At 68.2% G+C, this 24,628-nt stretch carries 29 protein-coding genes and 1 tRNA gene; 6 read left to right on the top strand and 24 right to left on the bottom strand.

The window, feature by feature from the left end:
- The first annotated feature begins 9 nt into the window (after positions 1-9).
- A complete protein-coding gene (locus JNUCC0626_RS28995) occupies positions 10-1,149 on the top strand; it encodes a PucR family transcriptional regulator (protein ID WP_394613910.1) in 1,140 nt (379 codons plus the stop codon).
- On the opposite strand, the gene JNUCC0626_RS29000 is transcribed toward JNUCC0626_RS28995, so the two are convergent.
- Entirely contained in the window at positions 1,103-1,948 is an 846-nt protein-coding gene (locus tag JNUCC0626_RS29000; RefSeq protein ID WP_394613911.1) for an SGNH/GDSL hydrolase family protein, read from the bottom strand. The genes JNUCC0626_RS28995 and JNUCC0626_RS29000 overlap by 47 nt on opposite strands.
- A gap of 117 nt (positions 1,949-2,065) precedes the next feature.
- Between JNUCC0626_RS29000 and JNUCC0626_RS29005 the strand changes: the two genes are divergently transcribed.
- Together JNUCC0626_RS29005 and JNUCC0626_RS29010 are read left to right on the top strand one after the other, a co-directional pair.
- Complete coding sequence (locus JNUCC0626_RS29005) at positions 2,066-2,806, top strand: inositol monophosphatase family protein (RefSeq protein WP_394613912.1); 741 nt, start codon at positions 2,066-2,068, stop codon at positions 2,804-2,806.
- Entirely contained in the window at positions 2,803-3,486 is a 684-nt protein-coding gene (locus JNUCC0626_RS29010) for an SDR family NAD(P)-dependent oxidoreductase (protein WP_394613913.1), read from the top strand. Before JNUCC0626_RS29005 ends, JNUCC0626_RS29010 begins: the two co-directional genes overlap by 4 nt.
- Before the next feature lie 165 nt (positions 3,487-3,651).
- On the opposite strand, the gene JNUCC0626_RS29015 is transcribed toward JNUCC0626_RS29010, so the two are convergent.
- The 11 genes from JNUCC0626_RS29015 to JNUCC0626_RS29065 form a co-directional block, all read right to left on the bottom strand.
- A complete protein-coding gene (locus tag JNUCC0626_RS29015) occupies positions 3,652-4,755 on the bottom strand; it encodes an MrcB family domain-containing protein (RefSeq protein WP_394613914.1) in 1,104 nt (367 codons plus the stop codon).
- Positions 4,756-5,082: 327 nt separating this feature from the next.
- Positions 5,083-5,156 (bottom strand) — tRNA-Leu (locus JNUCC0626_RS29020).
- 118 nt (positions 5,157-5,274) lie between these two features.
- Positions 5,275-6,378: an ATP-grasp domain-containing protein gene (locus JNUCC0626_RS29025; protein WP_394613915.1), complete on the bottom strand. Its 1,104-nt coding sequence runs from the start codon at positions 6,376-6,378 to the stop codon at positions 5,275-5,277.
- Positions 6,375-6,497 carry a hypothetical protein gene (locus tag JNUCC0626_RS29030; RefSeq protein ID WP_256238980.1) on the bottom strand — a complete coding sequence of 41 codons (123 nt, stop codon included), beginning with the start codon at positions 6,495-6,497 and terminating at the stop codon, positions 6,375-6,377. Before JNUCC0626_RS29030 ends, JNUCC0626_RS29025 begins: the two co-directional genes overlap by 4 nt.
- A gap of 233 nt (positions 6,498-6,730) precedes the next feature.
- Positions 6,731-8,056: an NAD(P)/FAD-dependent oxidoreductase gene (locus JNUCC0626_RS29035; RefSeq protein ID WP_394613916.1), complete on the bottom strand. Its 1,326-nt coding sequence runs from the start codon at positions 8,054-8,056 to the stop codon at positions 6,731-6,733.
- A 142-nt stretch (positions 8,057-8,198) separates the two neighbouring features.
- A complete protein-coding gene (locus tag JNUCC0626_RS29040; protein WP_394613917.1) occupies positions 8,199-8,654 on the bottom strand; it encodes a hypothetical protein in 456 nt (151 codons plus the stop codon).
- Positions 8,654-9,883, bottom strand: a complete 1,230-nt coding sequence (locus tag JNUCC0626_RS29045; protein WP_394613918.1) for a DUF58 domain-containing protein — start codon at positions 9,881-9,883, stop codon at positions 8,654-8,656. Before JNUCC0626_RS29045 ends, JNUCC0626_RS29040 begins: the two co-directional genes overlap by 1 nt.
- Positions 9,880-10,821, bottom strand: coding sequence for an AAA family ATPase (locus tag JNUCC0626_RS29050; RefSeq protein WP_394613919.1), 942 nt, complete (start codon positions 10,819-10,821; stop codon positions 9,880-9,882). The genes JNUCC0626_RS29045 and JNUCC0626_RS29050 overlap by 4 nt, the downstream gene beginning before the upstream one ends.
- Positions 10,818-11,168: a hypothetical protein gene (locus tag JNUCC0626_RS29055; RefSeq protein ID WP_394613920.1), complete on the bottom strand. Its 351-nt coding sequence runs from the start codon at positions 11,166-11,168 to the stop codon at positions 10,818-10,820. The genes JNUCC0626_RS29050 and JNUCC0626_RS29055 overlap by 4 nt, the downstream gene beginning before the upstream one ends.
- Complete coding sequence (locus tag JNUCC0626_RS29060; protein WP_394613921.1) at positions 11,165-11,764, bottom strand: DUF4129 domain-containing protein; 600 nt, start codon at positions 11,762-11,764, stop codon at positions 11,165-11,167. The genes JNUCC0626_RS29055 and JNUCC0626_RS29060 overlap by 4 nt, the downstream gene beginning before the upstream one ends.
- 50 nt (positions 11,765-11,814) lie before the next feature.
- Positions 11,815-12,285 (bottom strand): SMI1/KNR4 family protein, encoded by a 471-nt coding sequence (locus tag JNUCC0626_RS29065; RefSeq protein ID WP_394613922.1) that lies wholly within the window; start codon positions 12,283-12,285, stop codon positions 11,815-11,817.
- 72 nt (positions 12,286-12,357) lie between these two features.
- On the opposite strand from JNUCC0626_RS29065, the gene JNUCC0626_RS29070 reads away from it, so the two are divergent.
- Genes JNUCC0626_RS29070 through JNUCC0626_RS29080 form a run of 3 tightly spaced genes read left to right on the top strand, consistent with a single transcriptional unit; the run spans position 12,358 to position 14,779 of the window.
- Positions 12,358-13,818 carry a S10 family peptidase gene (locus JNUCC0626_RS29070; RefSeq protein ID WP_394613923.1) on the top strand — a complete coding sequence of 487 codons (1,461 nt, stop codon included), beginning with the start codon at positions 12,358-12,360 and terminating at the stop codon, positions 13,816-13,818.
- Entirely contained in the window at positions 13,815-14,243 is a 429-nt protein-coding gene (locus JNUCC0626_RS29075) for a GNAT family N-acetyltransferase (RefSeq protein ID WP_394613924.1), read from the top strand. Before JNUCC0626_RS29070 ends, JNUCC0626_RS29075 begins: the two co-directional genes overlap by 4 nt.
- Entirely contained in the window at positions 14,240-14,779 is a 540-nt protein-coding gene (locus tag JNUCC0626_RS29080) for a chloramphenicol phosphotransferase CPT family protein (protein WP_394613925.1), read from the top strand. Before JNUCC0626_RS29075 ends, JNUCC0626_RS29080 begins: the two co-directional genes overlap by 4 nt.
- On the opposite strand, the gene JNUCC0626_RS29085 is transcribed toward JNUCC0626_RS29080, so the two are convergent.
- The 12 genes from JNUCC0626_RS29085 to JNUCC0626_RS29140 form a co-directional block, all read right to left on the bottom strand.
- A complete protein-coding gene (locus JNUCC0626_RS29085) occupies positions 14,718-15,491 on the bottom strand; it encodes a DUF6338 family protein (RefSeq protein ID WP_394613926.1) in 774 nt (257 codons plus the stop codon). The two genes, JNUCC0626_RS29080 and JNUCC0626_RS29085, sit on opposite strands and share 62 nt — an antisense overlap.
- A 2-nt stretch (positions 15,492-15,493) precedes the next feature.
- The gene (locus JNUCC0626_RS29090) at positions 15,494-15,700 is read right to left on the bottom strand and encodes a hypothetical protein (RefSeq protein ID WP_394613927.1); all 207 of its coding nucleotides are present in this window, start codon (positions 15,698-15,700) and stop codon (positions 15,494-15,496) included.
- Between the two features lie 92 nt (positions 15,701-15,792).
- Positions 15,793-16,788, bottom strand: coding sequence for an ABC transporter ATP-binding protein (locus JNUCC0626_RS29095; protein WP_394613928.1), 996 nt, complete (start codon positions 16,786-16,788; stop codon positions 15,793-15,795).
- The gene (locus JNUCC0626_RS29100) at positions 16,781-17,731 is read right to left on the bottom strand and encodes an ABC transporter ATP-binding protein (protein ID WP_430623482.1); all 951 of its coding nucleotides are present in this window, start codon (positions 17,729-17,731) and stop codon (positions 16,781-16,783) included. Before JNUCC0626_RS29100 ends, JNUCC0626_RS29095 begins: the two co-directional genes overlap by 8 nt.
- A 45-nt stretch (positions 17,732-17,776) precedes the next feature.
- On the bottom strand, positions 17,777-18,751 hold the full coding sequence (locus JNUCC0626_RS29105) for an ABC transporter permease (RefSeq protein WP_394613930.1): 975 nt from the start codon (positions 18,749-18,751) through the stop codon (positions 17,777-17,779).
- The gene (locus JNUCC0626_RS29110) at positions 18,744-19,673 is read right to left on the bottom strand and encodes an ABC transporter permease (RefSeq protein ID WP_285643623.1); all 930 of its coding nucleotides are present in this window, start codon (positions 19,671-19,673) and stop codon (positions 18,744-18,746) included. The genes JNUCC0626_RS29105 and JNUCC0626_RS29110 overlap by 8 nt, the downstream gene beginning before the upstream one ends.
- A gap of 127 nt (positions 19,674-19,800) precedes the next feature.
- Positions 19,801-21,423, bottom strand: a complete 1,623-nt coding sequence (locus tag JNUCC0626_RS29115) for a peptide ABC transporter substrate-binding protein (protein ID WP_394613931.1) — start codon at positions 21,421-21,423, stop codon at positions 19,801-19,803.
- Positions 21,424-21,601: 178 nt separating this feature from the next.
- Entirely contained in the window at positions 21,602-22,543 is a 942-nt protein-coding gene (locus JNUCC0626_RS29120) for an exopolyphosphatase (protein WP_394613932.1), read from the bottom strand.
- Positions 22,544-22,545: 2 nt separating this feature from the next.
- Positions 22,546-23,019, bottom strand: coding sequence for a GNAT family N-acetyltransferase (locus JNUCC0626_RS29125; protein WP_394613933.1), 474 nt, complete (start codon positions 23,017-23,019; stop codon positions 22,546-22,548).
- Complete coding sequence (locus tag JNUCC0626_RS29130) at positions 23,006-23,569, bottom strand: GNAT family N-acetyltransferase (RefSeq protein WP_394613934.1); 564 nt, start codon at positions 23,567-23,569, stop codon at positions 23,006-23,008. The genes JNUCC0626_RS29125 and JNUCC0626_RS29130 overlap by 14 nt, the downstream gene beginning before the upstream one ends.
- A gap of 52 nt (positions 23,570-23,621) precedes the next feature.
- On the bottom strand, positions 23,622-23,777 hold the full coding sequence (locus tag JNUCC0626_RS29135) for a DUF397 domain-containing protein (RefSeq protein WP_394613935.1): 156 nt from the start codon (positions 23,775-23,777) through the stop codon (positions 23,622-23,624).
- Positions 23,778-23,790: 13 nt separating this feature from the next.
- Positions 23,791-24,621, bottom strand: coding sequence for a helix-turn-helix domain-containing protein (locus JNUCC0626_RS29140; RefSeq protein ID WP_394613936.1), 831 nt, complete (start codon positions 24,619-24,621; stop codon positions 23,791-23,793).
- Between the last annotated feature and the right edge of the window lie 7 nt (positions 24,622-24,628).

Raw genomic sequence — 24,628 nt, forward strand, 5'->3', positions numbered from 1 at the left:
AATCGGCGGATGTCCTACGTGATCGGTGGACGTCCGCTCGCCGCGCGGCTCGTCGCGGAGATGCCGTCGTTCGTGCGGCAGGTGGTGTCGGCGCTGGTCGAGCGCGTGCCGGCGTACTCCCAACTGCCCGCGGAGGAGCTGTCCGGCGACATCTACCGGGTCACCGAGCACGCGTTGCGGGCGTTCGCTCTCGTGCTCGACTCGGGCGAGTTGCCGTCGGCCGAGGAGCTGCGGTTCCTGCGCGAGTCGGCGGCGCGGCGGGCCGAGGAGGGTGTGCCGATCGACGTGGTGCTCACGGCGTACCACGTGGGCATCCAGGTCGTCTGGGAACGGCTGGTGCCCGAGGCCCGGCCGGAGGAGGTGCAGGACGTGCTGGCGCTCAACGCGTTGGCGCTGCGGTACTTGCAGCTCGTGACGCCCGTGGTGAGCGCCGGATACCTCGACGAGCGGCAGACGATGTTCGACGACGAACGCTCGGCGCGGGCGACGTTGCTGACCGGCCTGCTCGCCGGAACCGTTGAGGCGCAGGGACCTTACGTCGTGCTGGCGTTGTCCGTGCCGCCGCACCCGGACGAGCTGCTGCCGGACGTGGACACGGCGGTGGCGTCGCGGCGCAAGCTGCGGCGGTTGCGGGTGGAGCTGGAACGGCACAGCCGGGAGCCGCTCTCCTCCCTGACGCCGGAAGGTGGTCTGGCGCTGCTGCCCGGCGAGGACCTGCCGTTGGAGCGGATCGTGGCGGACGTGACGCGGGCCGCCGGCGTCCCGGTGACGGTGGCGGCGATCGCGGCCCCTCCCTCCGGGGTCGCGACCGCCGCCGTGCTGGCGCGCGAGGTGCTGGCCGTGGCGTCCGGTCCCGGCCTGTTCCGCCTCACGGACGTGCTGCTGGAGTACCAGCTCTCCCGGCCGAGCGCCGCGCTCGGGCCGTTGGCGGAGATCGTCGCGCCGCTGACCGAGGAACTGGTGCAGACGCTGGAGGTCTACCTCCGCCGCGGCTCACGCAGGCCCGCCGCCGGTGAGCTGCACGTGCACCCGAACACCGTCGACTACAGGCTGCGGCGCGTGGCGGAACTGACCGGCCTCGACCCGACGCGCATCGAGCACGTCACGCTTTTGACGGCTGCGCTTGCTGCACGGCGCGCGCGACCGTAGCCCCGAACACCTTCATGCCCGCAGCGTTGGGGTGCAACGGCGCCGCGATCGTCGTCGGGATCAACCCTTCCAGGTACCGCTCGGACGGCTTGGCGCACGTGTCGTGCCCGACGCTGACAGCCGCTAGGTCCACATAGGACGCACCACGCTTCTCCGCCTCCGCCTTGGCCGTGGCGCTCAACAGGTTCACCGACCCCTGGATGTAGTCGGCGTCCCGCGCCCAGATCGGCTGCACCGGGTAGCACCCGCCGGGCCGCACGTACGTCCCGTAGCCGGTGACGAGGATCTTGGCGTGCGGTGCCCGGCGCTTGACCTCGTCGAGCGCGGCCCCGAACTCGGGTGCCCACTGCGCGATCTTCGCCGCCACCTGGTCCCCACCCGCCGTCAGCCGGTCCTTGCACGAGAGCCCGATCGGCTCCGGCAGCAGGTTGATGCAACCCAGCGCCGTCTGCACGAGCCCGACGTCGTTCCCGCCGATGGTGATCGACACCAGGTCCGTGCTCTTGGAGAGCGCCTCGTACTGCGGCTTCACGAACCCGAACTGCCGACCCGCGAAGTCGTCCGTCGTAGCACCCGAACACGTGACGTCCGTGAGCTTCGCCTTGAGGATCTTCGCCGCGACCTGCGGGTAGTTGTTGTTGCTGCTGCGCAGGCACCACAGCGCCGGGTCCTGGTTCGGGATCAACGGCCCGGCCGCCGCCGAATCGCCCATGGCCACGTACTCGACGACGTCTGCTTGCGCCGTGCTTGTTCCGGCGACCAACATCGCCAGCGCCGCCACGCCCGCCAAGATTCGCATCCCGATCCTCCAACGTCGTTGTCAGGTCTGCTCATCGTGGTGGCTCAGGTCACCGCCGCGGGTAGGACGTTGCCCAGAGTCATCCGGTCGTGTTTGTGACCGATCACAATGGGCCTCGTGACCCCAGCCGAACTGCTAGCCCTGGCCGCCCGCTCCTGCGTGGACGCCGCCGCCCTCCTGCGCGACGTCCACGTCGACGTGTCGTCGAAGGGCACCTACGACCAGGTCAGCAGCGCCGACCTGGCAGTGGAGTCGTTCCTGCGCTCGGCGTTGGTGGCCGGCGCCCCCGACTCGGCCGTCGTAGGCGAGGAACTCGGCAGCGCCACGGCCCCGGTGACCTGGTACGTCGACCCAATCGACGGCACCCGCAACTTCGTGCGCGGCATCCCGTTGTCGTGCATCTCCGTGGCCGCGGCGGTGGACGGCGTGCTGGTCGCGGGCTGCGTGCTCGACCCGTTCCGCGACGAACTCTTCACCGCTGCGGTCGGGGTGCCGTTCTCCGTCCGGTCCGGTGGCCTGGTGATCCCGCCGTCCGCCGGACCCCGGCCGTTGGTGCTGACCGACATCCCGTTGCCCGGCAGCCCTTACACGGGCGAGATGGAACTGCTCGGCTCGTTGCTGGAGATCGCCGACGTCCGCCGCGTCTACTCGACCGCTCTGTCCTTGGCCTGGGTGGCGGCCGGCCGCGCCGACGCCGTCGCGAACATCGGCGTGTTCCCGTGGGACGTGGCCGCCGGCGCCGTCCTGGTCCGCGAGGCGGGCGGCAGGTACGTCGAGGTGGCTGACAACGCCTTCGCCGCGGGCCGTGGTGAGATCGTCGACTGGCTGGTCTCCCACGTGAAGGGCATCGTCTCGTGATCGATCTCAGCGGCAAGGTCGTCCTGGTCACTGGCGCGGGCGGCGGTGTGGGCGCGGGCATCTGCGATCGTTTCCTGGATGCGGGCGCTCACGTCGTGCGCCACCGCGGGTTGGCCGACGGCGACCTGCGAACCGCGGCTGCCCGTGTCGTCTCCGACGCCTTTTCTCTGCACGGCCGCCTGGACTGCGTGGTCAACAACGCGGGCGTGCAACCCGTGGAACCGTTGCCGGACATGACCGTCTCGCAGTGGCAGTCCGTTGTGGACACCAACCTGCTGGGCCCGTTCGCCGTGACGCAGGCCGCCGCTCCGCTGCTGCCTCCCGGCGGTTCGGTCACGCACATCGCGTCGATCGAGGGCACCCACCCCGCTCCGGGCCACGCCCACTACGCCGCCTCGAAGGCCGCACTGATCATGCACGCGCGTGCGGCAGCGTTGGAGTACGGCCCGCGCGGCATCCGCGTGAACACGGTCTCGCCTGGCCTGATCGCCCGGCCCGGCATCGCCTCGGATTGGCCGGAGGGCGTCGCCCGCTGGGAGGCCGCCGCGCCGTTGGGACGCCTGGGCACGCCGTCGGACATCGGCGACGCCTGCGTGTTCCTGGCCTCGGACCTGGCCCGCTGGATCACCGGCCACGACCTGGTCGTGGACGGCGGCGTGACGGCCCGCCCGACCTGGTGACCACCCAGCATCCTTCGTACCGCCCCAAATCACCCGTCCGGTTCATCCTGAATCGCCTGGCGTGATAGGAGGAGGCATGGGAGCCGGACCCCGACGCGACGTTCGACAGCGACGAGATGGTCGCGCCACCCGTGATCGGCGACTGGGACGACTGACCCGGCCCCGTCACTCCCCCACGAGGTACTTGTAGGACAACGGCGTCAGGTTGGGCACCGCGATCTGCCACGGGTGGACGACCCGCAACTTCCCACCTGAAGCCGTCGGCGGCGTAGCGGTGCGGTCGAGCACGATGCTGCTGACGATGACCAGCATCGTGTTCGGGTACTTGTCCAGGTGCAGCTCGACCTCGTTCTTCGTCAAGACGATCTCGGAGCTGTCCGTCCACACCGTCGTGGTGCCCTTCACTTCCACGAACAGGTGCTCACCCGCACGGCGGGCATCGATGTCGTAGGACTCCTTCGCACCCACGTCCTCGACCTCGTACCCTTGCCCGTCGAGGTGCTCCATCGCCACCGCGACGGCACGACGTTCGATCGCGATGCGCTCCGCCGAACTGAGGCGCAACCGACGCCGACGCCGGGCCTTTCCGGCGGACCGCTCGGCCTCGACCTCCGCGTCGGCTATCTCTGGCGCCTGCTCGCCAGGCAGATCGACGGCTCGTTCGACGATTTCGTAAAGCTCGCTGAGCACACCGCCGAGAAACGTCAGGTCGGCTTTCAACACCTCGTCCGAAGGCAACGCGCCCAACGAGTACTCGAACGCGACGACGTTCCCGGCTTCGTACGCCCGCCCCAGATCCGACTTGCGCGCCTTGAGTTCGATCTCGTCGACGAGGTCCGGACGCTCGAGCAGACGCGTCGCCAACCGACCCCGCATCCACCGCGCCCGCTCCTGCAGTTCGCGCCGGGGCCGCGGCTTGAACTCACCGTTCTGCCAGCGAGTCGCGCCCTGCATCAACGACAGGTAGACGCGGTCGCCCGGCGCGGAGAACAGGTAGACGACGTACCAACCCTTGGTCGCGGAATCCGAGCGGCTGAACGAGTGCACGCGGGCCCACGGGATCTCAGCCTTGAGGCCGGTGCCATCACTTCCCTCGGCCTGCCAGTCGTCGATCTCCACCGGCACCGCCTGCCGAATCGCGGGCAACTGCTCCTTCAGCCAGTCCGCCACCTCGTCCCGGACCAGCTGGCCACGCCGCTTCATCCCCAGCGTGTTCTTGGAGGTCCACTCGGGCTGAAGCAGCAGAACAGCGCGCAGATGCTCACGCATGAAGAACGGACCTCTCCCCCAACAGCACGATCAGTAATCACAAGATCGCACGTCGCCCGTTCAGGTGTTACTCGATTGGATTTCCCCTTGCGTCATTCCACTTCACTCCGTCAACGCGCGAGGTCAGCCAGCGAGCAGGAGGCCGTCGAGGTCCGCAGAAGTCGCTCGTGATCAAGGCCACACCGGAACGGGCCTGCGAATGGTCTCGACGGCAGCAGCGATGATCACCAACAGTCACCGCGACGCGCGATGTCACCGGCAGTTACAAGATCACCCCCTGACCGCGTATCCGCTGGTCAGAGGGTGATCCATACAGGTGAACGAAAGTACCCCCGACGGGATTCGAACCCGTACTGTGATCCTTTTAAGGGACCTGCCTCTACCGATTGGGCTACGGGGGCGCGGTGAGCCTAGGCCTTGATCGTCGGCTTGTGTGAGCGGATGGTGGTTTCTCGCCCGAGCGGCCCAGCGAATTGGACTAGAGCGAGCATCCGGGTAAGCGTCGAACGGACCCGAACATCAGCGTGCCCTTCCGGCGCCGAGGAGCTCCTTGAAGCGGAGCGCCACCCAGTCGTGGACCGCGGTGGAGACGCTGGTGTCGTCGGCGCGGTGTTCGAACCAGCGCCAGTCGCAGTTGACGTTGATCTCCAGGAACACGTGGTCTCCACCGGTCACCAGCAGGTCGAACGCTGCTACCTGGACTCGCCAGTGGCGGGCGAGGGCTAGCAGCTTGTCCGAGAGGGACGCGGGCACCGACGTCGGCGTGACGCGGACTGCGTCGGGATCCACCCAGAGTTGGGCCGGGTCGAGTTTGTCGACCTGGAAGGCGATGCAGCGTTCGCCCACCACGAAGACTCGCAGTTCCGTTTCGGACGGGACGTACTCCTGGACGATCACCGGGGCCGGCTCGGGGGCGTCTGAGGCCCTGGAGGTTTCCAGGGGTCTCGGGAAGAGGCCGTGTTGGACGCCTGGGCGGGGTTCCAGGAGGTGTCGGCCCGCCGTTTTGACGATGCAGGCGCCGCCTCCTGGGCGCGTTCGGCCCGGACGGGTTGTCACGGCCGTGCGCGGCACACGCAACCCGAAAGAAGAGGCGTCGGAAAGCTGCGTGAGGCGGTCCAGGTGCGTCGAGAAGCGGCTGGGGTTCACATGTGCCCAGTCGGCTCGGGAGGACAGCCAGTTGGCCACTGAGGCCCACTGGTCGACGGCGTAGGCGCCAGCGAGGGTGCCTGGTTCCACCGGGACCGCGGAGAGTTCGAAGTGGCGGCGCCAGACGAGCAACGGCCTGAGCAACCAGCGGTCGAGTTCGATCAACGGCTGGTCGGTGTAGACGGAGAGAGGGAGGTCCACGCAGCGGTCGGCGTCTATGCGGGCCATGCGGATGCCGCGTTCGGCCAGGGCGATGGAGAGTTCGTTCATCTCCATGTCGGCTGCGCGGGCGAGGACCAGCACGCACGGTTGTGGGTTGCCGTCGCCCTCGTCGACCATGCCGAGGCGGTGGACCTGCTCTTGGAAGTCCAGGCACTTGGGTGGCGAGCGGAAGAGGTATTCCTGGCCCTGGAGCAGAAGGGGCCTGGCAGCCTCGGACGGGGCCCCTGGCACCCGCCCGTCAGCCGACCTGCTCAATCGTCCTTCTTGCTGCGGAAAACTTGCCCCGCCTGCGCGTACTCTGCGGCGTACTGCGCCAACGCGGGGTCCTCGATCTCACCGCGACGAAGCTGTGCGGCCAGCTCCTCGAGAGACATCGGGATCACCTCTCTCCCCACATGGCGAATCACGCATTCAGGTGATGCACCAGCCGTAGCTTCGAAACACGTAACGCAATGTCAAGGCAGCCCCTGGAGCTTACTCCGATTGGGGGCTCAAGTTCCGCCTCCAGACCAACGAAGTGCCCCGAACGGGATCCCGTTCGGGGCACTCGGTCACTCACAAGGAGTGATGGTCTAACCGTGCGTCAGGAAGGACGTCACGCCCGACGTCAGGACTGGACCGCGCGGTCGAAGTCCGACTTCGGGTCGTTGATCTGTCCCAGAGCCACGATCTCGCGGCCGTAGAACAGCGCCTGCGTCCAGTCCATCAGCACGCGCAGCTTGCGGTTCACGGTCGGCATGAACGCCACGTGGTAGCTGCGGTGCATGAACCACGCGGGCACGCCCTTGAAGCGCAGGCCGAACACGTCCGCGACGCCCTTGTAGAGGCCGAGGCCCGCGACCGAGCCGAGGTACTTGTGGAAGTAGTCCTTCGGCTTCTGGCCGCGCAACGACGCGACGATGTTCTTCGACAGCAGCTTCGACTGACGGATGGCGTGCTGCGCGTTCGGCACGCACGTCGCCGTCGGGTCCTCCTCGATGCGCGAGAGGTCCGGCACCGCGGAGCAGTCACCGGCGGCCCACACGCCGTCGAGGCCCTGGACCTGCATGGCGGCGGTGCACCGGACGCGGCCGCGCTCGTCGAGCGGGAGGTCCGTGTTGCGCAGCACCGGGTTCGCCTTCATGCCGGCGGTCCAGATGATCGTGTCGGAGTCGAACTCGGTGCCGTCGTCGAGAACGACGTGGCCGCCCTCCAACGACTTCACGCGGGTGTCGAGGTAGATCTTCATGCCGCGCTTCTCGAGCGCCTCGACCGTCCACGCGCCGAGCTTCGCGGAGACCTCGGGCATGATCCGCCCGGCGGCCTCGACGAGGACCCAGTTCATCTCTTCGGGCTTGATGCCCTCGTAGTACTTGAGCGCATACCGCGTCATGTCCTCGAGCTCGGCGAGCGTCTCGATGCCCGCGAAGCCACCACCGATGACGACGAAGCTGAGCAGCTTCTTGCGCAGGTCCGCGTTGTTCGTGCTCGCGGCCTGGTCCAGGCGCGACAGCACGTGGTTGCGGACGTAGATCGCCTCGCCGATCGTCTTCATGCCGATGCCGACCTCGGCCAGGCCGGGGATCGGAAGCGTGCGGGAGATCGCACCCAGCGCGGAGACGAGCACGTCGTACTCGATCTCCTCGACGTGGCCGTCCGACAGCTCGGCGGTCACGATCTTGCGCGCGTGCTCGATCTTGGTGACGCGGCCCGTGACGACGTGGCAGCGCTTGAGCACCTTGCGCAGTGGAGCGACGACGTGGCGCGGCTCGATGGAGCCGGCCGCCGCTTCGGGCAGGAAGGGCTGGTAGGTCATGTGCGGCTGCGGGTCGATGACAGTGACGGACGCCTCGCCGGAGCGCAGTTTCTTCTGCAGTCCGAGAGCCGTGTACATCCCGACGTACCCACCGCCGACAATGACGATTCGCGTGGGGTTCGACTTCACAGCAGCCATACACACATGGTCGCACCACGACCCCATTTTTCGCGCGTCCGAAGGGGCCGTTGTGACTACCGTCGCCGGGTGATGCCGGACACGATCGCGCCTGACCTGGGACTCGACCCCAACTCGAGGCGTTGTGCCTGAGAGTCTCGATTCAGATCCTCAGCGCGACGACCCCGATGACGACCGTCAAAGCACCCAGTCCGAGCACCTCCACGAGCCCGATCCCGGCACCCGATGGGACCACGGCCGCGAACGCCGCCACGACAAATGTGATCACTTGGACAATGGCGAACCGGCGCGCTGGTGCTTTCAGCGCAGCGAGCTCGATTTTCGTTTTCACCGGAACGACCGCCGCGAGCGCGGAAGTCACGTGAATCAGGTGCAACGACGGAATCATGATCAGCACGCCGAGCCGCAACGGGTGCCCGTCCGCGAACGCCATCGCCAGCGCCGCGTACCCGATCAGCAACGCCGGACCGGCGCTCCCCGGCATCAGCACGGTCAGCACCGTCAGCCCCACGACGATCACCAACGGCACGAGCGACGTCGCCTCCAGGTGCAGCACCACCGCCACCGGCACGGCCGCGAGCACGATCAACAACCGCATCAGCACGACCGCGTCACCGCCACCCCGTGCTCGGCCATCCTCCGCAGCCGCACCCGGTGCTCCGCGGCGATCAACTCGGCCGCCACCTCACCCCACTCGGACTCGGGATCCGGCACCAACTCCTCCGGCAACGTGTTGATCGCCAGCACCACGTGCCCGTGCCGTCGCGCCGACACGGCCAGCTCTGCGATCTCGTCGTCGAGGAACGGCGACAGCAGCACGACCACGCATCCGTGCGGAAGCCGGCGCAACGCCACGTGCGACGCCCACCCGGCCGCCTGCACGCACACGACGAGCTGCGTGCGGATGCGCATCAGGTGCCGCCGCCCCACCCCGGACCGCACGTTGAGCTGCGGCCGGGACAGGTCCATCAACGCCACCCGGTCGCCCTGCCGCAGGTAGCCCGCGGCCATCGACGCCGCCCGCCGCACCGCCCGGTCGAGACTGCCGCCGGGCCGCGTCGTGGCGCCGTACCGGGGCGACGACCACTCGGCCACTTCCGCGCCGACGTCCGCGCGCGTGTCCAGGGCCAGCACGATCTCCGCGTCCGCCTCGGCGTGCCGTTCCCGGACGTGCACGACGCCGGTGCGGGTCGTCACGCGCCAGTCGATGCGCTTGAGCCTGTCCCCCGGCTGGAACGCCCTGATGTCGCGCAGTTCCGTCGAGTCCCCGGCCCGTGGCGACCGGTGGATGCCGACCAGCCCGGCCGGACGCGGCGGCAACGGCCCGGACGGGTGGTGCTCGACCGGCGGCAGGATCGTGCGGACGTGCTCGACGCCCACGATCGGGCCGTAGACGTGCAGGCCGTCCGGCCCGGCGAACAGGTGGTCCAGCCGCAGGTCGACGCCCGGACCCCAGGCGTCGCGGCGGATCTCCACCGCCAGGTCGGGCGAGTGCGCCGGGATCGCCCTGGCCCCACCGGGCAGCTTCACGACCGCGATCTCCGCGTCCGCGCCGTCGACGTGCGCGACGGTGTGCACGACCCCGGCCCCCGCCCCGCGCGGCACCGGCCGCACGCTCACGACGGGCTTGCCCCGCGGTTTCGACGTCAACAGCACGGACAGGACCAGCGGCACGCCGAACAGCACGAGTTCGGGCTGGTGCAGGAACATCCCGGCCACGACGAGCCCGACCCCGAGCCACACCGCGCGCGAGTACGCGTCGGTCGGGTGCCAGTGCGCGCCGTGCGACTGGGAGAACGCCTCCCTGATCTTGTCCGCTCTGCTCATGAGCTGGGCGGGCCCGGCACCTTGCCGAGCAGATCGGTCACCACCTGCACGCCGTTCACGCCGGACGTCCACGTCTCGGGCTTCATCACCAACCGGTGCGCCAGCACGGCGACCGCGCACTCCTTGACGTCCTCCGGCGTCACGTACGCGCGTCCGTCCAAAGTGGCCAGCGCACGCGCGACGAGCACGAGCCCCTGCGCCCCGCGCGGCGACGCACCGACCTCGACGGACTGGTGCCCGCGCGTCGCCACCGCCAGATCAACGCAGTACCGCAGGAGATCGTCGTCCACTGTGGTCTGTTCGAGCAGCGCCTGGAGCTCGGCGAGCCGGCCGGGAGCCAGCACCGGCGGCACCTCGGCCTCCTCGCGTTGCCGCACGAGCCGTCGTCGCAGGACCTCGATCTCCTCCTCGGCGGGCGGGTAGCCGATGTCGAGCCGCACCAGGAACCGGTCGAGCTGCGCCTCGGGCAACGGGTAGGTGCCCTCGTACTCCACGGGGTTCGAGGTCGCCAGCACGTGGAACGGCCGGGGCAGCGGGAACGTGCGCCCCTCGACCGTCACCTGCCGCTCCTGCATGGCCTCCAGCAACGCGGACTGCGTCTTCGGCGGCGTCCGGTTGATCTCGTCGGCGAGCAGCAGCCCGGCGAACACGGGCCCGGGCCGGAACTCGAACTCGCGGCTGCCCGGGTCGTAGAGGAACGACCCGGTGACGTCCGCGGGCAGCAGGTCCGGCGTGCACTGCAGACGCCGGAAGTCCAACGACAACGCCTGCGCCAGCGACCGCGCGATCAACGTCTTGCCGAGCCCCGGCACGTCCTCCAGCAGCACGTGCCCGCCCGCCAGCACGGCCGCGAGCGCGAGCCGCACCGTCCGGGTGCGCCCGACGACGACCTTGCCGATCTCGTCGAGGACCTCCTCGGCCTCCACCGCAATCGTCACTCGACCCTCCTGAGCTTCTCCGCGAGTGTCTTCGGATCGGGCATTTCGCCCGCGTCGATCCCGAGCCTCGAAAGCCGTCCGCGAAACCGGTCCTCGTACCGCCGGGGATCTTCCGCCGCCTCCGCCAACCGGCTCGCCAACGTGCTGGCGTGCGCGGTGCTGATCGACGCGGGCGGCGGCGGGTCCGCGGTCCACAGCACGTCGGTGGCGCGCGGGAGGCGGCTCACCAGCACCCCGAACGCCGTCGGCGGCACGGCCAGCACCACGGCCCACTGCACGGGCACGCCGAGCCACCAGATCACGACGCCGATGACGACCCCAACCATCAACGCCACCGCGGTCTTCACGCGAGCTCCCGAACGATGCGGCCGAGTTCCTCACGTGCCTGCTCGGCCTGCGCGGCCGTCACGTCCTCGTGCCCGAACCGCGCCCGCTGGTACAGGTCCTTCAGGACCGCGGCGTCCACCCCGAGCCGTTCGGTGAACTCGGTCGGCGTCTGGTGCGGCAACCGTTCTTCGGCGGCTTCGAGGGCGAGCCAGGCGGCGATCACGGCGTCGCGCGGCGGCCGCCCGGGGTGCGCGGTGAACTCCCGCAACGCCTTCTCGACGCGCCGGACCACCGCCTGTTCGCCCACCTCGTGGCCTTCGATCTCGATCCCGCGCTCGCCCCTGCGCCGCCGCCACTCGGGCAGTCGCAGCGCGAGGATGATCCCGACCAGCCCGAACAGCACCAGTCCCAGGAGCAGCAGCAGGTAGACGGTGAGGGGCGCGGCGATCAGGCCCGGCAGCTCGGTCGGCAGCGGCACGTCCACCTGGCCGGGGCTGTCCTGCGGCGGCGGGCGGTCGTCGAGGCGGTCGACCAGCGTGATCGGGGACGTGCCGCCGGCCGCGACGACGACGATCAGCAACGCCGCCACCGCCACCCCTGCCCGCCACCACTTCATGCGGGTCAGCGTGACACGCGACGGGACACTTCGGATGATCCTTTGGTCGGCTACTCGAAGCGTTCCGCCGGCACCAGGCCGTCGAGGAACGTCACGAGGTCCGGAGCCAGCGCCACCTCGGACTCGTCGTCGGCGTCGAGCCAGACCACCGACGGCTCCCCGCCCGCCCGGTAGTCCAGGGCGATCCACGTGTGCCCGTCGCCGGTCAGCAGCACGACGGGGGACGGCAGCCCCCACTCCTCGACCAGGTAGGGCGTGTCGAGCAACGACAGCCCGCGCTCGGCGGTCCCGATGCCCATCAGACTGTCGAACGGGACGTGGTCCGGCGCCCACGAGGTCCGTTCGGTCGTCGGGAACGCGGACCGCTCATCGACCACGGTGCCGCCGTTCTGCACGCGCAGCAGGTCGAGCAGTGCGGAAGGCAGCCGCACGCCCAGCAGTGCCTCGGCGGCGCGGACGGCCTCGTCGGTGAGCGGGGGCAGCACGCCGTAGGTGCCTTCTGCCCAGAACGCCTCGGTCATCGCACCATCAGCCCTTCACCCCTGTCACGCCGTGCCCGTTATCCGCTGGTCGAGTTCCGTAGTGTGGCTTCCATGTCCGAGGAGAAGACCGAAGAGAAGCCCAAGTCTCCCACCGATGATCTGGTGACCACCCAGCACAGCATCACGGTGAGGGGACAGGAGCTGAGCTACACCGCCACCACCGGGCGGGTCGTGCTCAGGCAGGAGGTGTTCAAGGACGGCGTGTTCGAGGGCCACAAGCCCAAGGCCGAGATGTTCCTGACCGCCTACACGCTCGACGGCGCCGACCCGCTCAAGCGGCCCGTCACGTTCGCGTTCAACGGTGGGCCCGGCTCGGCCAGCCTCTGGCTGCACATGGGTGTTCTCGGGCCGCGCCGCGTGCTGAGCGGTGACGTCGGTGAGCTGACCGCCCCGCCGTACGGGCTCGCGGACAACGAGGAGACGCTGCTCGCCGAGAGCGACCTCGTGTTCATCGACCCGGTGTCGACCGGCTTCTCCCGGGCCGCCGAGGGCGAGAAGCCCGGCAGCTTCCACGGCTACCAGCCCGACGTCGACTCCCTCGCCGAGCTCATCCGCATGTGGACCGCGCGCAACGGCCGGTGGATGTCGCCGAAGTTCCTCTGCGGCGAGTCGTACGGCACGCTGCGGGCGGCCGGTCTGGCCGAGCAGTTGCAGCGCAAGCACGGCATGTACCTCAACGGCCTCATGCTGGTCTCGTCGGTGCTGGACTTCGCGACGCTGGAGTTCAACGAGGGCCACGACCTCGGCTACACGCTCTTCCTGCCGACGTACGCGGCCATCGCGAACTACCACGGCCTGCACGGCGACCGGCCGCTCAAGGAGGTGCTCGCGGAGGCCGAGGAGTTCGCGGTTCGCGAGTACCCGTACGTGCTCGCGCGCGGCAACCGGCTGACCGACGTCGAGCGCGCCGCCGCGATCGAGAAGATCGCCCGGCTCACCGGTCTGACCGAGGAGTACGTGGACGCGGTCGACCTGCGCGTCGAGCACATCCGGTTCTTCACCGAACTGCTGCGGCGCGACCGCAAGACCGTCGGCCGCATCGACGGCCGCTTCACCGGGTGGGACAAGGACTACGGCCGCGAGGAGATCTCCGCGGACCCGTCCATCGACGCGATCCTCGGCCCGTACACGGCCACGATCAACCACTACCTGAACGCCGAACTGGGCTACTCCAACGACCTGCCGTACACCACGTTCGCCTCGGAGGCGATCGAGAAGTGGTCGTACAAGGAGTTCGAGGGCCGGCACGTCACGACGGCGGGCAAGCTCTCCGCGGCGATGCGGGCCAACCCGCACCTCAAGGTCCACGTCGCGTTCGGCTGGTACGACGGGGCAACGCCGTACTTCGCGGCCGAGCACCTCATCGCGCACCTCCAGATCCCGAAGGAGCTCACGGCGAACATCGAGTCGGCCTACTACCCGGCGGGCCACATGATGTACGTCCACGAGCCCAGCCGGATCCAGCAGTCCGAGGACCTCGCGGCGTTCGTCCGGAACTCCTCCAACACGTGATCCTCGACCTGACCGACGACACCGTCCTGCGCGAACTCTGGACGGTGCAACGACTGGCGTACGCCGTCGAGGCCGAGCTCATCGGCTTCGACGGCATCCCGCCGCTGCACGAGTCGCTGGACGAACTCCGCGCCACCGACGAGACCTTCCTCGGTCTGCACGACGACGAGGGGCTCGTCGGCGCGGTGTCGTACCGCCTCGAAGGGTCCACAGTGGACATCTGCCGCCTGGTCGTGCACCCGAGGGCGCACCGCCGCGGCATCGCGTCGCAGCTCCTCGACGCGCTGCCGGACGGACCGCAGATCGTCAGCACGGGCACGAAGAACGAACCCGCGCTGGCCCTCTACCGCAAGCGCGGCTTCGTGGAGACCGGCACGCACGAGGTCGGCCCCGGCGTGTCGATCACCGACCTGGCCCGCGCGTGATCCTCTTCCTGAACGGGACGTCCAGCTCCGGCAAGTCGAGCATCGCCGCGGCGTTGCTCGAGGAGCTGGACACCCCGTTCTTCCACCTGGCCGTCGACGCGTTCGGTGCCATGCGCGCGGTCGAACGCACGCTGGAACTCGACGGCCCCGCGCAGCAGGACCTCCTGCGCCGCACCAGGGCCGGCTTCCACCACGCGGTCGCGGGCATGGCCTCGGCGGGCAACGACGTCGTGATGGACCACGTGCTGAGCGAGCCGTGGCGCCTGCAGGACTGCCTCGACGTCTTCCAGGGCCTGGACGTGGTCCTGATCGGCGTGCACTGCCCTCCGGACGAGTTGGAGCGGCGCGAACGGGCGCGGGGTGACCGAGTGCCCGGAGCGGCTGCGATGCAGCTCCAGAGCGTCCACCAGCACGGCCTCTACGACTTCGAGGTCGACACCAGCACGAACGGCCCGCAGGAGTGCGCGCGGGCCATCAAGGAGTTTCTGCGGCGGCCACCGGCGGAACGGGCGTTCGAGGTGCTTCGGCGGCGCTGACCGGCCGCCTCGCCGAGTCGACCCGCTGCCCGGTCTCCGCGTCGAGGTACTGCACGCGCAGGAACCTGATGCGGGACCCGGCGATCACCACGCGTTCCCAGTCGCGGCCGATGACCGTGGTCTTCTTCTCGTCGCCACCCGTGACGGGCTCGCCGACGTAGGTCAGTCTGGTGCCCTCCAGCACGATCTCGCGGGTGTCCGGGTCGCCGGTGGCGTCGTAGGAGCGCAGGAACCCGAAGAACGAGTTGCCGTCCTCCAGCATCACGTGCACCCAGCACAACGCGTCGGCGGGCCGGTCCTCGCGGAACACCTTGACCCACGCCGACTGCTTGCCGAGCGTCCGCGCCTGCTTGCGCCGGCGGGCCAGCACGAAGTCGAACGCCAGCGCCAGCAGACACGCCAGCGCGAGCTCCGCGACCGCGCTCCAGCCGACCAGCGCCAGGTTCTGCTTCACGTAGTCGGGCTTGGCCACCAACGCGTTCAGGTCGACGAAGAGCTTCCAGCCAAACCACTTCGCGGTGAGAGCGTGCACACCGAGCAGGAGCGCGGAGGCGAGCACGGTGAAGACGAGGCTGCTCAACGCGACCCGCGAGGCCTCGCGGAAGACGGTCTCCTTGGCGCCCGCCCGCCGTTGCTCGCGCAGGAGCTCGAAGACGATGCCGGGCGCGACCAGGGCGAGGAACGAGGCCAGCGCCCCGATCGTCTGCGGCACCACTACTCGGTGCTCCCGGAGATGGGCGGCGGCAGGCGGTCCTCCGCGTCGTGGAACTCGTGCGGCGGCTTCCAGGGACGCGCGGGACGAGCGTTCCAGTCGTCCTCGTCGGACGGCACCTCGTACTCGGCAGGAGGTTCGGGAACCGCCCCGAGCAGTTCCTCCGCCTGCTCGAAGGGGCTCTTCCGGCCGTCTTCGGGCTTGGTCATGAGGATCAAGTTAGCACCGGTGCACGAACCCGCAGCCGGAAACGAAAGAGGGGCCGCGCCCGAAGGCACGACCCCTCCCCGAGACCACTCGGTCAGACGACCGCGCGCTCCTCCGCGAAGTGGCACGCGGCGGGGTGATCGTCGTTGCGCACCACGAGCTCGGGCACCTCGGTCGCGCAGATGTCCTGCGCCTTCCAGCACCGCGTCCGGAACCGGCAACCCGAAGGCGGGTCGATCGGCGACGGCACGTCACCCGTCAGGCGGATGACGTCACGACGTCCGCGCTGGGTCGGGTCCGGCACCGGCACCGCGGACAGCAGCGCCTGCGTGTACGGGTGCATCGGGCGCTCGTAGATCTGCTCCTCGGTGCCGATCTCCACGATCTTGCCGAGGTACATCACCGCGACGCGGTCCGACAGGTGGCGGACCACCGACAGGTCGTGCGCGATGAAGACGTACGAGAGGCCCATCTCCGACTGCAGGTCGCCCAGCAGGTTCATGACCTGCGCCTGGATCGACACGTCCAGAGCGGACACCGGCTCGTCGCACACGATCACCTTGGGCTTCAACGCCAGCGCGCGGGCGATGCCGATGCGCTGGCGCTGACCGCCAGAGAACTGGTGCGGGTACCGGTTGATGTGCTCCGGGTTGAGACCCACGGTCTCCAGCAGTTCCTGGACCTTCTGCTGGCGCGAACCCTTGGGCGCGACCTCGGTGTGGATCTCGTAGGGCTCCCCGACGATGTCGCCGACCGTCATGCGCGGGTTCAGCGACGTGTACGGGTCCTGCAGCACGATCTGGATGTCGCGCCGCAGCTTGCGCAGCTCCGAACCCTTCATGCCGAAGATGTCGCGGCCCTCGAAGCGGGCCACGCCCGACGTCGGCGGTTCCAGGCGCATCAGCACCTGGGCCAGCGTGGACTTGCCGCAGCCGGACTCGCCCACGACGCCCAGGGTCTCGCCCTTGTTCAGCGAGAACGAGACGCCGTCGACGGCCTTGACGTGGCCCACGGTGCGCTTGAACAGCACGCCGACGCGGACCGGGAAGTGCTTGACGAGGTTCTCGACCTCGAGGATCGGCTCAGACACGAGCGACCACCTCCTCCGCGATGTGGCACCGGCTGGTGCGGCCCATGCCGAGGTTGTGCACGGTCGGCACCTCGGTCGAGCAGCGGTCGAACACGCGCGGGCAGCGCGGGTTGAACGGGCAGCCGGCCGGGATGTTGGTCAGCGACGGCGGCAGACCCTTGATCGTCTTGAGTTCCTGGCCGCGCAGGTCGACGCGGGGCAGGGACTCGAGCAGCGACTCGGTGTACGGGTGTCCCGGCGCGCGGAACAGCTCGTAGACGTCGGCGTGCTCGACGATGCGGCCCGCGTACATGACCGAGATCCGGTCCGCGACGTCGGCGACGACGCCGAGGTCGTGGGTGATCAGGATCATGCCCATGTCGCGTTCCTTCTGGATCTCCGCCAGCAGGTCCATGATCTGGGCCTGCACGGTGACGTCCAGCGCGGTCGTGGGCTCGTCCGCGATCAGCAGCTCCGGGTCGAGAGCCAGCGACATCGCGATCATCGCGCGCTGCCGCATGCCGCCGGAGAACTGGTGCGGGTAGTCGGTGACCCGTCCCTTGGCGTTCGGGATCTTGACCTGGTCGAGCAGTTCGACGGCGCGCTTGCGAGCGTCCGCTTTGGACATCCCGCGGCGGACCTTGAGCTGCTCCTCGATCTGGAACCCGATGGTGAACACCGGGTTCAGCGCCGAGAGGGCGTCCTGGAAGATCATGGCGATGCCCTCGCCACGAACCTGCCGCCGCTCGTCCGCGGACTTCTTCAGCAGGTCCTCACCGCGGAACTTGATGGTGCCGTTGGTGATGAACCCCGGTGGCGTGTCCAGGATGCCCATGATCGTCTGCGCGGTCACGGACTTGCCGGAGCCGGATTCACCCAGCACGGCAAGGGTTTCGCCCGCGGAGACGTGGTACGAAACGCCGTTGAGCACCTTCGCGACACCGTCGCGGGTGCGGAATTCCACGTGGAGATCCTCGACCTCCAGCAATGGCTGAGTCACAGGATTCCCCTATCGGGACTTGGGGTCGAGGGCGTCGCGCACGGCGTCGCCGAGCATGACGAAGGCCAGCACGGTGATCGTGACGAAGCCCGCGGGGAACAGCAGCATGTGCGGTGCCGCCTGGAAGTAGTCGCGCGACTCGGAGATCATCACGCCCCACGACACGACCGGCGGACGCAGGCCGATGCCGAGGAACGCGAGCGTCGCCTCGGCGCCGATGAAGGCACCCAGCGCGATCGTCGCGTACACCAGCACGGGCGCCACGGTGTTCGGCAGCAGGTGCCGGAGCACGATCCGCAGCGGGGAGGCGCCGAGACCGCGGGCGGCCTTGACGTAGTCCTGCTGCTTCGCCACGAGCGTCGCCGACCGCATGATGCGCATGGCCACCGGCCACGACAGCACGGCGATCGAGAGCACCACCTGCGTGATGATCTGGAACGCGCCGGGGTTCTCGGTCGGCGCGTTCAGCGTCGTCAGGATGACGATGGCACCGAGCACGAACGGGATGCCCGCGAAGATGTCGCCGAAGCGCGACAGCAGCGAGTCGATCCACGTCTTGGCGTAGCCCGCGAAGATGCCGATGATCGATCCGATGAGGACGGTCAGGATCGTCGCGAACAACCCGACGAGCAGCGACGCGCGGGCGCCGTGCATCGCGCGGGCGTAGACGTCGTAGCCCTGCAGGTCGTAGCCGAACCACGCGTCACCGGACGGCGCCTGCAGCGACTTGTCGAGGTCCGCGTGGCGCGGGTCGACGGAGGTGAACAGCGTCGGCCAGATCGCCATCAGCACGATGACCGCGATGATCACCAGCGAGATGACGAACGTGGGCTTGCGGCGCAGCTCGCCCCAGGCGTCGCTCCAGAGCGAACGAGGCTTCTTCTGTTTCTGCGACGAGTCGTCGACGTGGCTGAGCTGGTCGACACCGGCCGCCGCGGAGGCCTCGAGTCCGGTTCCGCCGGACACGGATCCTGGGTCACTCATAGCGAATCCTCGGGTCGAGAACGGCGTACAGGAGGTCGACGAGAAGGCTCATCAGCAGGTACACGAGCACCAGCAACGTCACGATGCCGGTGACCATGACGCCTTCCTTCTCCTGGATGCCGCGGAAGATCAGGCCGCCGATGCCGTTGATGTTGAAGACGCCCTCGGTGACGATCGCGCCGCCCATGAGGCTGCCGAGGTCGGTGCCGAGGAACGTGATCACCGGGATCAGCGAGTTGCGCAGCAGGTGGATGCCGACGACGCGGGACTGCGGCTGGCCCTTGGCGATGGCCGTGCGCACGTAGTCGGCGCGGCGGTTCTCGACGATGCTGGTGCGGGTCAACCGGGCCACGTAGGCCATCGAGAGACTGCCGAGCACGAAGCCGGGCAGGATCAGCTCCCCGAACGTCGGATCGGAGCTGACCGAGGTGTCCATGATGTCGAAGCCCTGCGGGCCGAGGTAGAGCCGCAGCACGAAACCGGTGACGAAGACCGGGAGCGAGATCAGGAACAGCGTCGAGACCAGGACGAGGTTGTCCAGGAAGCCCGACTTGCGCAGACCGGTGAGGACGCCGGCGATGATGCCGATGACGGCTTCGATGATGAGGGCGATGATGCCCATCTTGAGGGTGATCGGCCACGAGGTGGCGATCTGCTCACCGACGGACACGCCGTTGAAGGTGGTGCCGAAGTCGCCGACGACCAGGTTGCCCAGGTACTTGAAGTACTGGACGACGAGCGGGTCGTTGAGGTTGAGCTTTTGGCTCATCTCGGCGATGTAGGCCGGATCGCACGGCCGCTGGCCGCACTTGCCCGCGAAGGGGTCCTGCGGGATCGCCCAGACCAGGGCGTAGATCAGAAAAGTGGTCCCCAGGAAGACCGGTATCAGCTGCAGCAGACGGCGCAGCACATAGCGACCCATGAGGTCGGCTCCTTGCGTGGTGGGGGGGCGCCCGAAGTCCTGAAACACCGGTCCGGCCCCGCGCCCGTAACGCTTGAGGGACGCGGGGCCGGACGGTGTGTTGCTTCAGAACTCAGGTGTTAGGCAATCAGGCCTTGACGCGGAACGTCTCCAGAACACCCTGCCGCTTGAACGACATCTTGGCGTCGAGCAGGTTCTTGGAGCGACCGCCGATGCCCTTCTCGTTCCAGGTGGGCATGGAGGGCAGTTCCTTGGCGATGATGTCCTCGGCCTGCTGGTAGATCTTGATCGCCTCGTCCTCGTTGGCCGTCTCGTCGGCCTTCTTCAGGAGCGCGTTGACCTCGGCGTTGTCGAAGTTCGAGTCGTTCGACGAACCGCCGGTGCGGTAGAGCGGGTTGAGGAAGTTCTCGATCGACGGGTAGTCGGCCGACCAGTCCGAACGGCTCATGCCGGTCAGCTGCTTGCCGTCGACGATCTGGCGGAACGCACCGAAGTTGGTGGCACCGACGAACTCGCACTCAACGCCCAGGGTCTGCTTGATGCTGTTGCAAGCCGCCTCGAGAGGCTCCTTGCGGCCACCGTCCTGGTTGGACTGGATGGTCAGCTTGCCGGTGAAGCCCGACTCGGCGAACAGCTGCTTGGCCTTCTCCGGGTTGAACTTGCAGTACTCGCCGCAGGTGTCCGCGCGGTAGCCCTTGATGCCGGGCGACACGAAGCTGGTGGACGGCACGTACGAGCCGGCCAGCACGGTCTTCGTGATCTGCTCCCGGTTGATGGCCATCGAGACGGCCTGGCGCAGCTTCAGGTTCTTGAACGCCGGGATGTACTGGGGGAACGCGATCGCGCTCTGGCCCAGCAGGTTGGCGGTCACGACCGCGTCACCGAGGTCGGCCTTGTACTTCTCGCCGACCTTGGCCGACGGGGGCAGGGCCTCCATGAAGTCCAGCTTGCCCGCGACCAGGTCCTGGTACGCGGTCTCCTGGGAGGAGTAGATCTTGTAGTCAAGGGTCTTGAAGTGGATCTTGTCTTCGCCCTTGTAGTCGTCGAAGCGCTCCATCTTGATCAGCGCGTTCGGCGTGCGGGAGACGAACTTGACCGGGCCGTTGCCGATGGGCTTGGCCTCGGCGGCCTTCGGGTCCGCGAAGAACGAGTCGGCCATCGGCGAGAACGGCGTGTAGCCGATCATCGTCGTGAAGACCGAGGTCGGGCCGTTGAGGGTGACCTTGAACTCGTAGTCACCGACCAGCTCGAGGCCGGACATCTTCTCGGCCGTCGGCTTGGCGTTCTCGTCAGCCGGGTGAACGTCCGAGAAGCCCTGGATCACGGAGAAGAACGACGCGGCCTGCTGCGCGTTCGGCGCGTACGCGGCCCAGTTCCAGGCGTCGACGAAGTTCTTCGCCTTGACCTCGGTGCCGTCGTGGAACTTCCAGCCCTGCTTGATCTTGATGTTGTAGACCTTGGCGTCAGCCGACTTGATGTCTTCCGCCATCAGGTTGTACGGCGCGCCGTCTTCGGCCTTGTAGCCGACCAGCCGCGAGAACAGCGAGTCGGTGACCTTGCCACCGCCGGCCTCGGTCGTGTTGGCCGGGAACAGCGTGCTCTTGGGCTCGGTGCCGTAGATGGACACCGTGCCGTCCGGGTTGTCCTTGCCATCGGCAGCGTTCGTGGAACCGCCACCGCCGCCGCACGCGCTGAGCGTCATGGCCAGCGCGGCGGGCAAAGCCACCCACGCAACCCGTGATCGCGACATCAGTCTCTCCCGCCTTTCCCCGGCGCCGCTCCGCAGATATTGCGTGCGCGCGCCTCCCCGGGAGGTCTCGTCCACCTCCCAAAACGTGAGAGGACGTTAACCGGGGCGTCCAGTACATCGCGCACCGAAATCGGTCACAAAATAGTCACGATCAGCTCAAGCGCACCTTAATTCGGCGCTAGACCAGCGAAAACGCGATGCCGTCGAGGATGTCGTGCTCGCTGCACACGAGCGTGCGAATACCCGCGCGATTCTCGAGCTCGTCCGCAATCGCGCGCAGGACCACCGCTCCACCGCAGATCACGTCCACTCGGCCGGGATGCATGGGTCCCAACGAGGCACGATCATCATGCGTCATGGAGAGGATACGGTCGGTGATTTCACGAACATTGTCAAGTGTGATGCGGCTGAGGTGAATATCGTCGCTGTTGTACACCTCCAGCCCCTGGACCAGGGCTGACAATGTCGTAACCGTCCCGGCGACCCCGATCCACGTCTTCGTCTTCTCCACCGGAACGACTTCGAAGGCCTCTTTGATCGCGGCCCTCGCAAACGCTTCCGCCTGTTCGATTTCGTCCTTTCCGGGCGGATCGGAGTGGATGAACCGCTCGGTGAGGCGCACGCATCCGATGTCCATCGACCGCGCGGCCTCGACGTCAGAGCCGGTCCCGAGGACGAACTCGGTGCTGCCACCACCCAGATCGGTGACGAGGAAGGGTCCCTCGTCCGGGTCAAGATCGGCCACCGCCCCGAGGTAGGACAGCCGCGCCTCCTCGTCCCCGGAGATGACCTCCGCCGGCGCCCCGAGGATCTGCTCGGTCATGTCAAAGAACTCGTCGCGGTTGCTCGCGTCCCGGGTGGCACTGGTGGCCACCATGCGTGCCGTCTCGACTCCCTTGCGTTGCATCGTGCGCGCGTAGTCGAGCAACGCCTGCCGCGTCCGCTCGATCGCGTCGGGATGCAGCCGCCCGGTCGCGTCGACCCCCTGCCCGAGCCGGACGATCTTCATCTCGCGGTGGACGTCCCGCAGCCACGCGGTCCCGTCCTCCCGCTTGGTGACGTCCGCGATCAGCAACCTGATCGAGTTGGTCCCGCAGTCGATGGCCGCGACCCGCGACATGTTCACCCCTGTGCGTTGATCCGGTACTCCTCGGCAAGCATGGCGTAGACGAGGCTGTCGGCCCACTCACCCTTGAAGAACTCGGCGTGCCTCAGCAGCGCCTCCCTGCGCATGCCCAGGCGTTCCATCAACCGCCACGACGCCTCGTTGCGCGCGTCACACTCGGCCACGATCCGGTGGAGGCCGAGCCCTTCGAACCCGATCTTGAGCATCGCCCTGGTGGCTTCGTTCGCGTACCCGCGGCCTCCGAAGTCCGGGTTGAAGACGTACCCGACCTCGCCCTCCGCGTCGAGTTGCCCCATGCCCAGGCTCTTGTCGAGGCGTTCCGCCGTCTCCTCGGGCGTCGCGGGCTCGCTGTATATATATCGACAAACCTCGGGGTTCGACCGGTACGCGTGCAGGTCGTCGAAGTCGCTCGGTTCGAGCGGCCGGAGCACCAGCCGTTCGGTCCGGATCGGGTAGTCAGGCCTGAACACGGGCGTACTCCTCTGCCAGGAGCGCGTACACGAAGAGGTCGCCCCACTCCCCCTTGAAGATCTCGAGCTCCCGGTAGTGGGCTTCCCTGCGCATGCCCAGGCGTTCCATCAACCGCCACGACGGCTCGTTGCGGGGGTCGCACTCGGCGATGATCCGGTGCAGGTTCAGGTCGTCGAACCCGAGTGCGAGCATCTTCCGCGCCACCTCGGTCGCATAGCCCTTGCCTTGGAAGTCGGGGTGCAGGCTGTAGCCGATCTCGCCCTGCCCGTGCTTCTCGCTGCGCCACTTCAGCATGGCGTCGCCGATGACCCGGTTCGCGTCGGGGAGTTCGATCGCGACGATCAGCCGTTGGCCCTCTTCGGCCAACTGGGTCTCGGTGATCCGCTTGGCGAGGACCTCCGCGCACTCTTCTTTGGTGGTGGCGTCGTTGTAGAGGTAGCGATGCACCTCGGGCAGTGCGCGGTAGGCGAAGAAGTCGTCTAGGTCGTCGGGACGGAACGGCCGCAGCAGCAGTCGTTGTGTCCGGATCGGGAAGTCAGGCTTCAGCACGTCCCCACAGTGCCAAGGAACGCGCGTCGTGCCACGCGCTTTTCGCCGGCGGTCAGGCTTTGGCGAGGTGGAGGAACGCCTCCCACGCCTCGCGGGAGAGCGGGAGGTGGGTGGCCGGTGCCTTGCTGTCGCGGATGCCGATGCCGTGCCCGACCTCGACGCAGTCGCTGGCAGACGGGCTGTAGCTGCTCTTGCGCCACTCGGACATCCGGCACGCCTCCTCAGGCAAGCATTGCGGTGATCAGCCTCCTCGATTGTTCCGCATCCAAGGCCTCCTGATCCAACCGCTTCAGCACAGCGGAGTAGCTCTCCAGCGATGCGGTGTCATCGAGGAAGAGTCCCGAGTTCTCGCTCTCGATGAAGACCACCGGCTGGTACCTGTCGAAGCTGAGCTGGGTGAAGGAACCAGACATGCCCGCGTGCGCGCCGATCGCGGTCGGCACGACTCGGAGGGTGATGTACTGCCGCACCAGCAACATCAGGATGTGGGTCAGCTGGGAGCGCATCACGTCAGCGCCGCCGACCGGCAGTCGGAGCGCCTGCTCGTGCACGTAGAAGACGAACTGCCTGCCAGGCTTCAGGATTGCCTGGCGGTCCAGCTTCGCGTGGATGAGGGCGTCGATGTCCGCGGGCTTGATCTTGGCCGACTTCTCCGCGGCCGCGCGCATGTAGGCCGCGATCTGGAGGTGGCCGGGGACGAGGTTCATCGACCACACGGTGACCAGGTTGGCGAGGCGTTCCTGGCTGATGAGCGAGTGCACCTGCTCGGGCACGCCGTCCTCGGGGAACTGGAGCCAGCCGCGTTCCCGCGACTCCCGGTGCAGGGCGACGAGGCGGTCCACCTCGTCGTTGGGCGTGCGGCAGTAGGAGAGCACGCGGACGAGTTCGATCTCGGTGACGCCGCCCTTGCCGTTCACCATGTCCGAGATCTTGGCTTCCTGCCAGTTCAGCACCACGGCGAGCATGCGCTGAGTCAGGCCGCACTGTTCGATGGCGTCGCGGACGCCATCGCCGAACTCCCGGCCCACCACGGTTGAGTTGCGTTTCGGCATGGGGTCG

The sequence above is a fragment of the Lentzea sp. JNUCC 0626 genome (assembly GCF_043632865.1).
Lineage (GTDB): Bacteria > Actinomycetota > Actinomycetes > Mycobacteriales > Pseudonocardiaceae > Lentzea.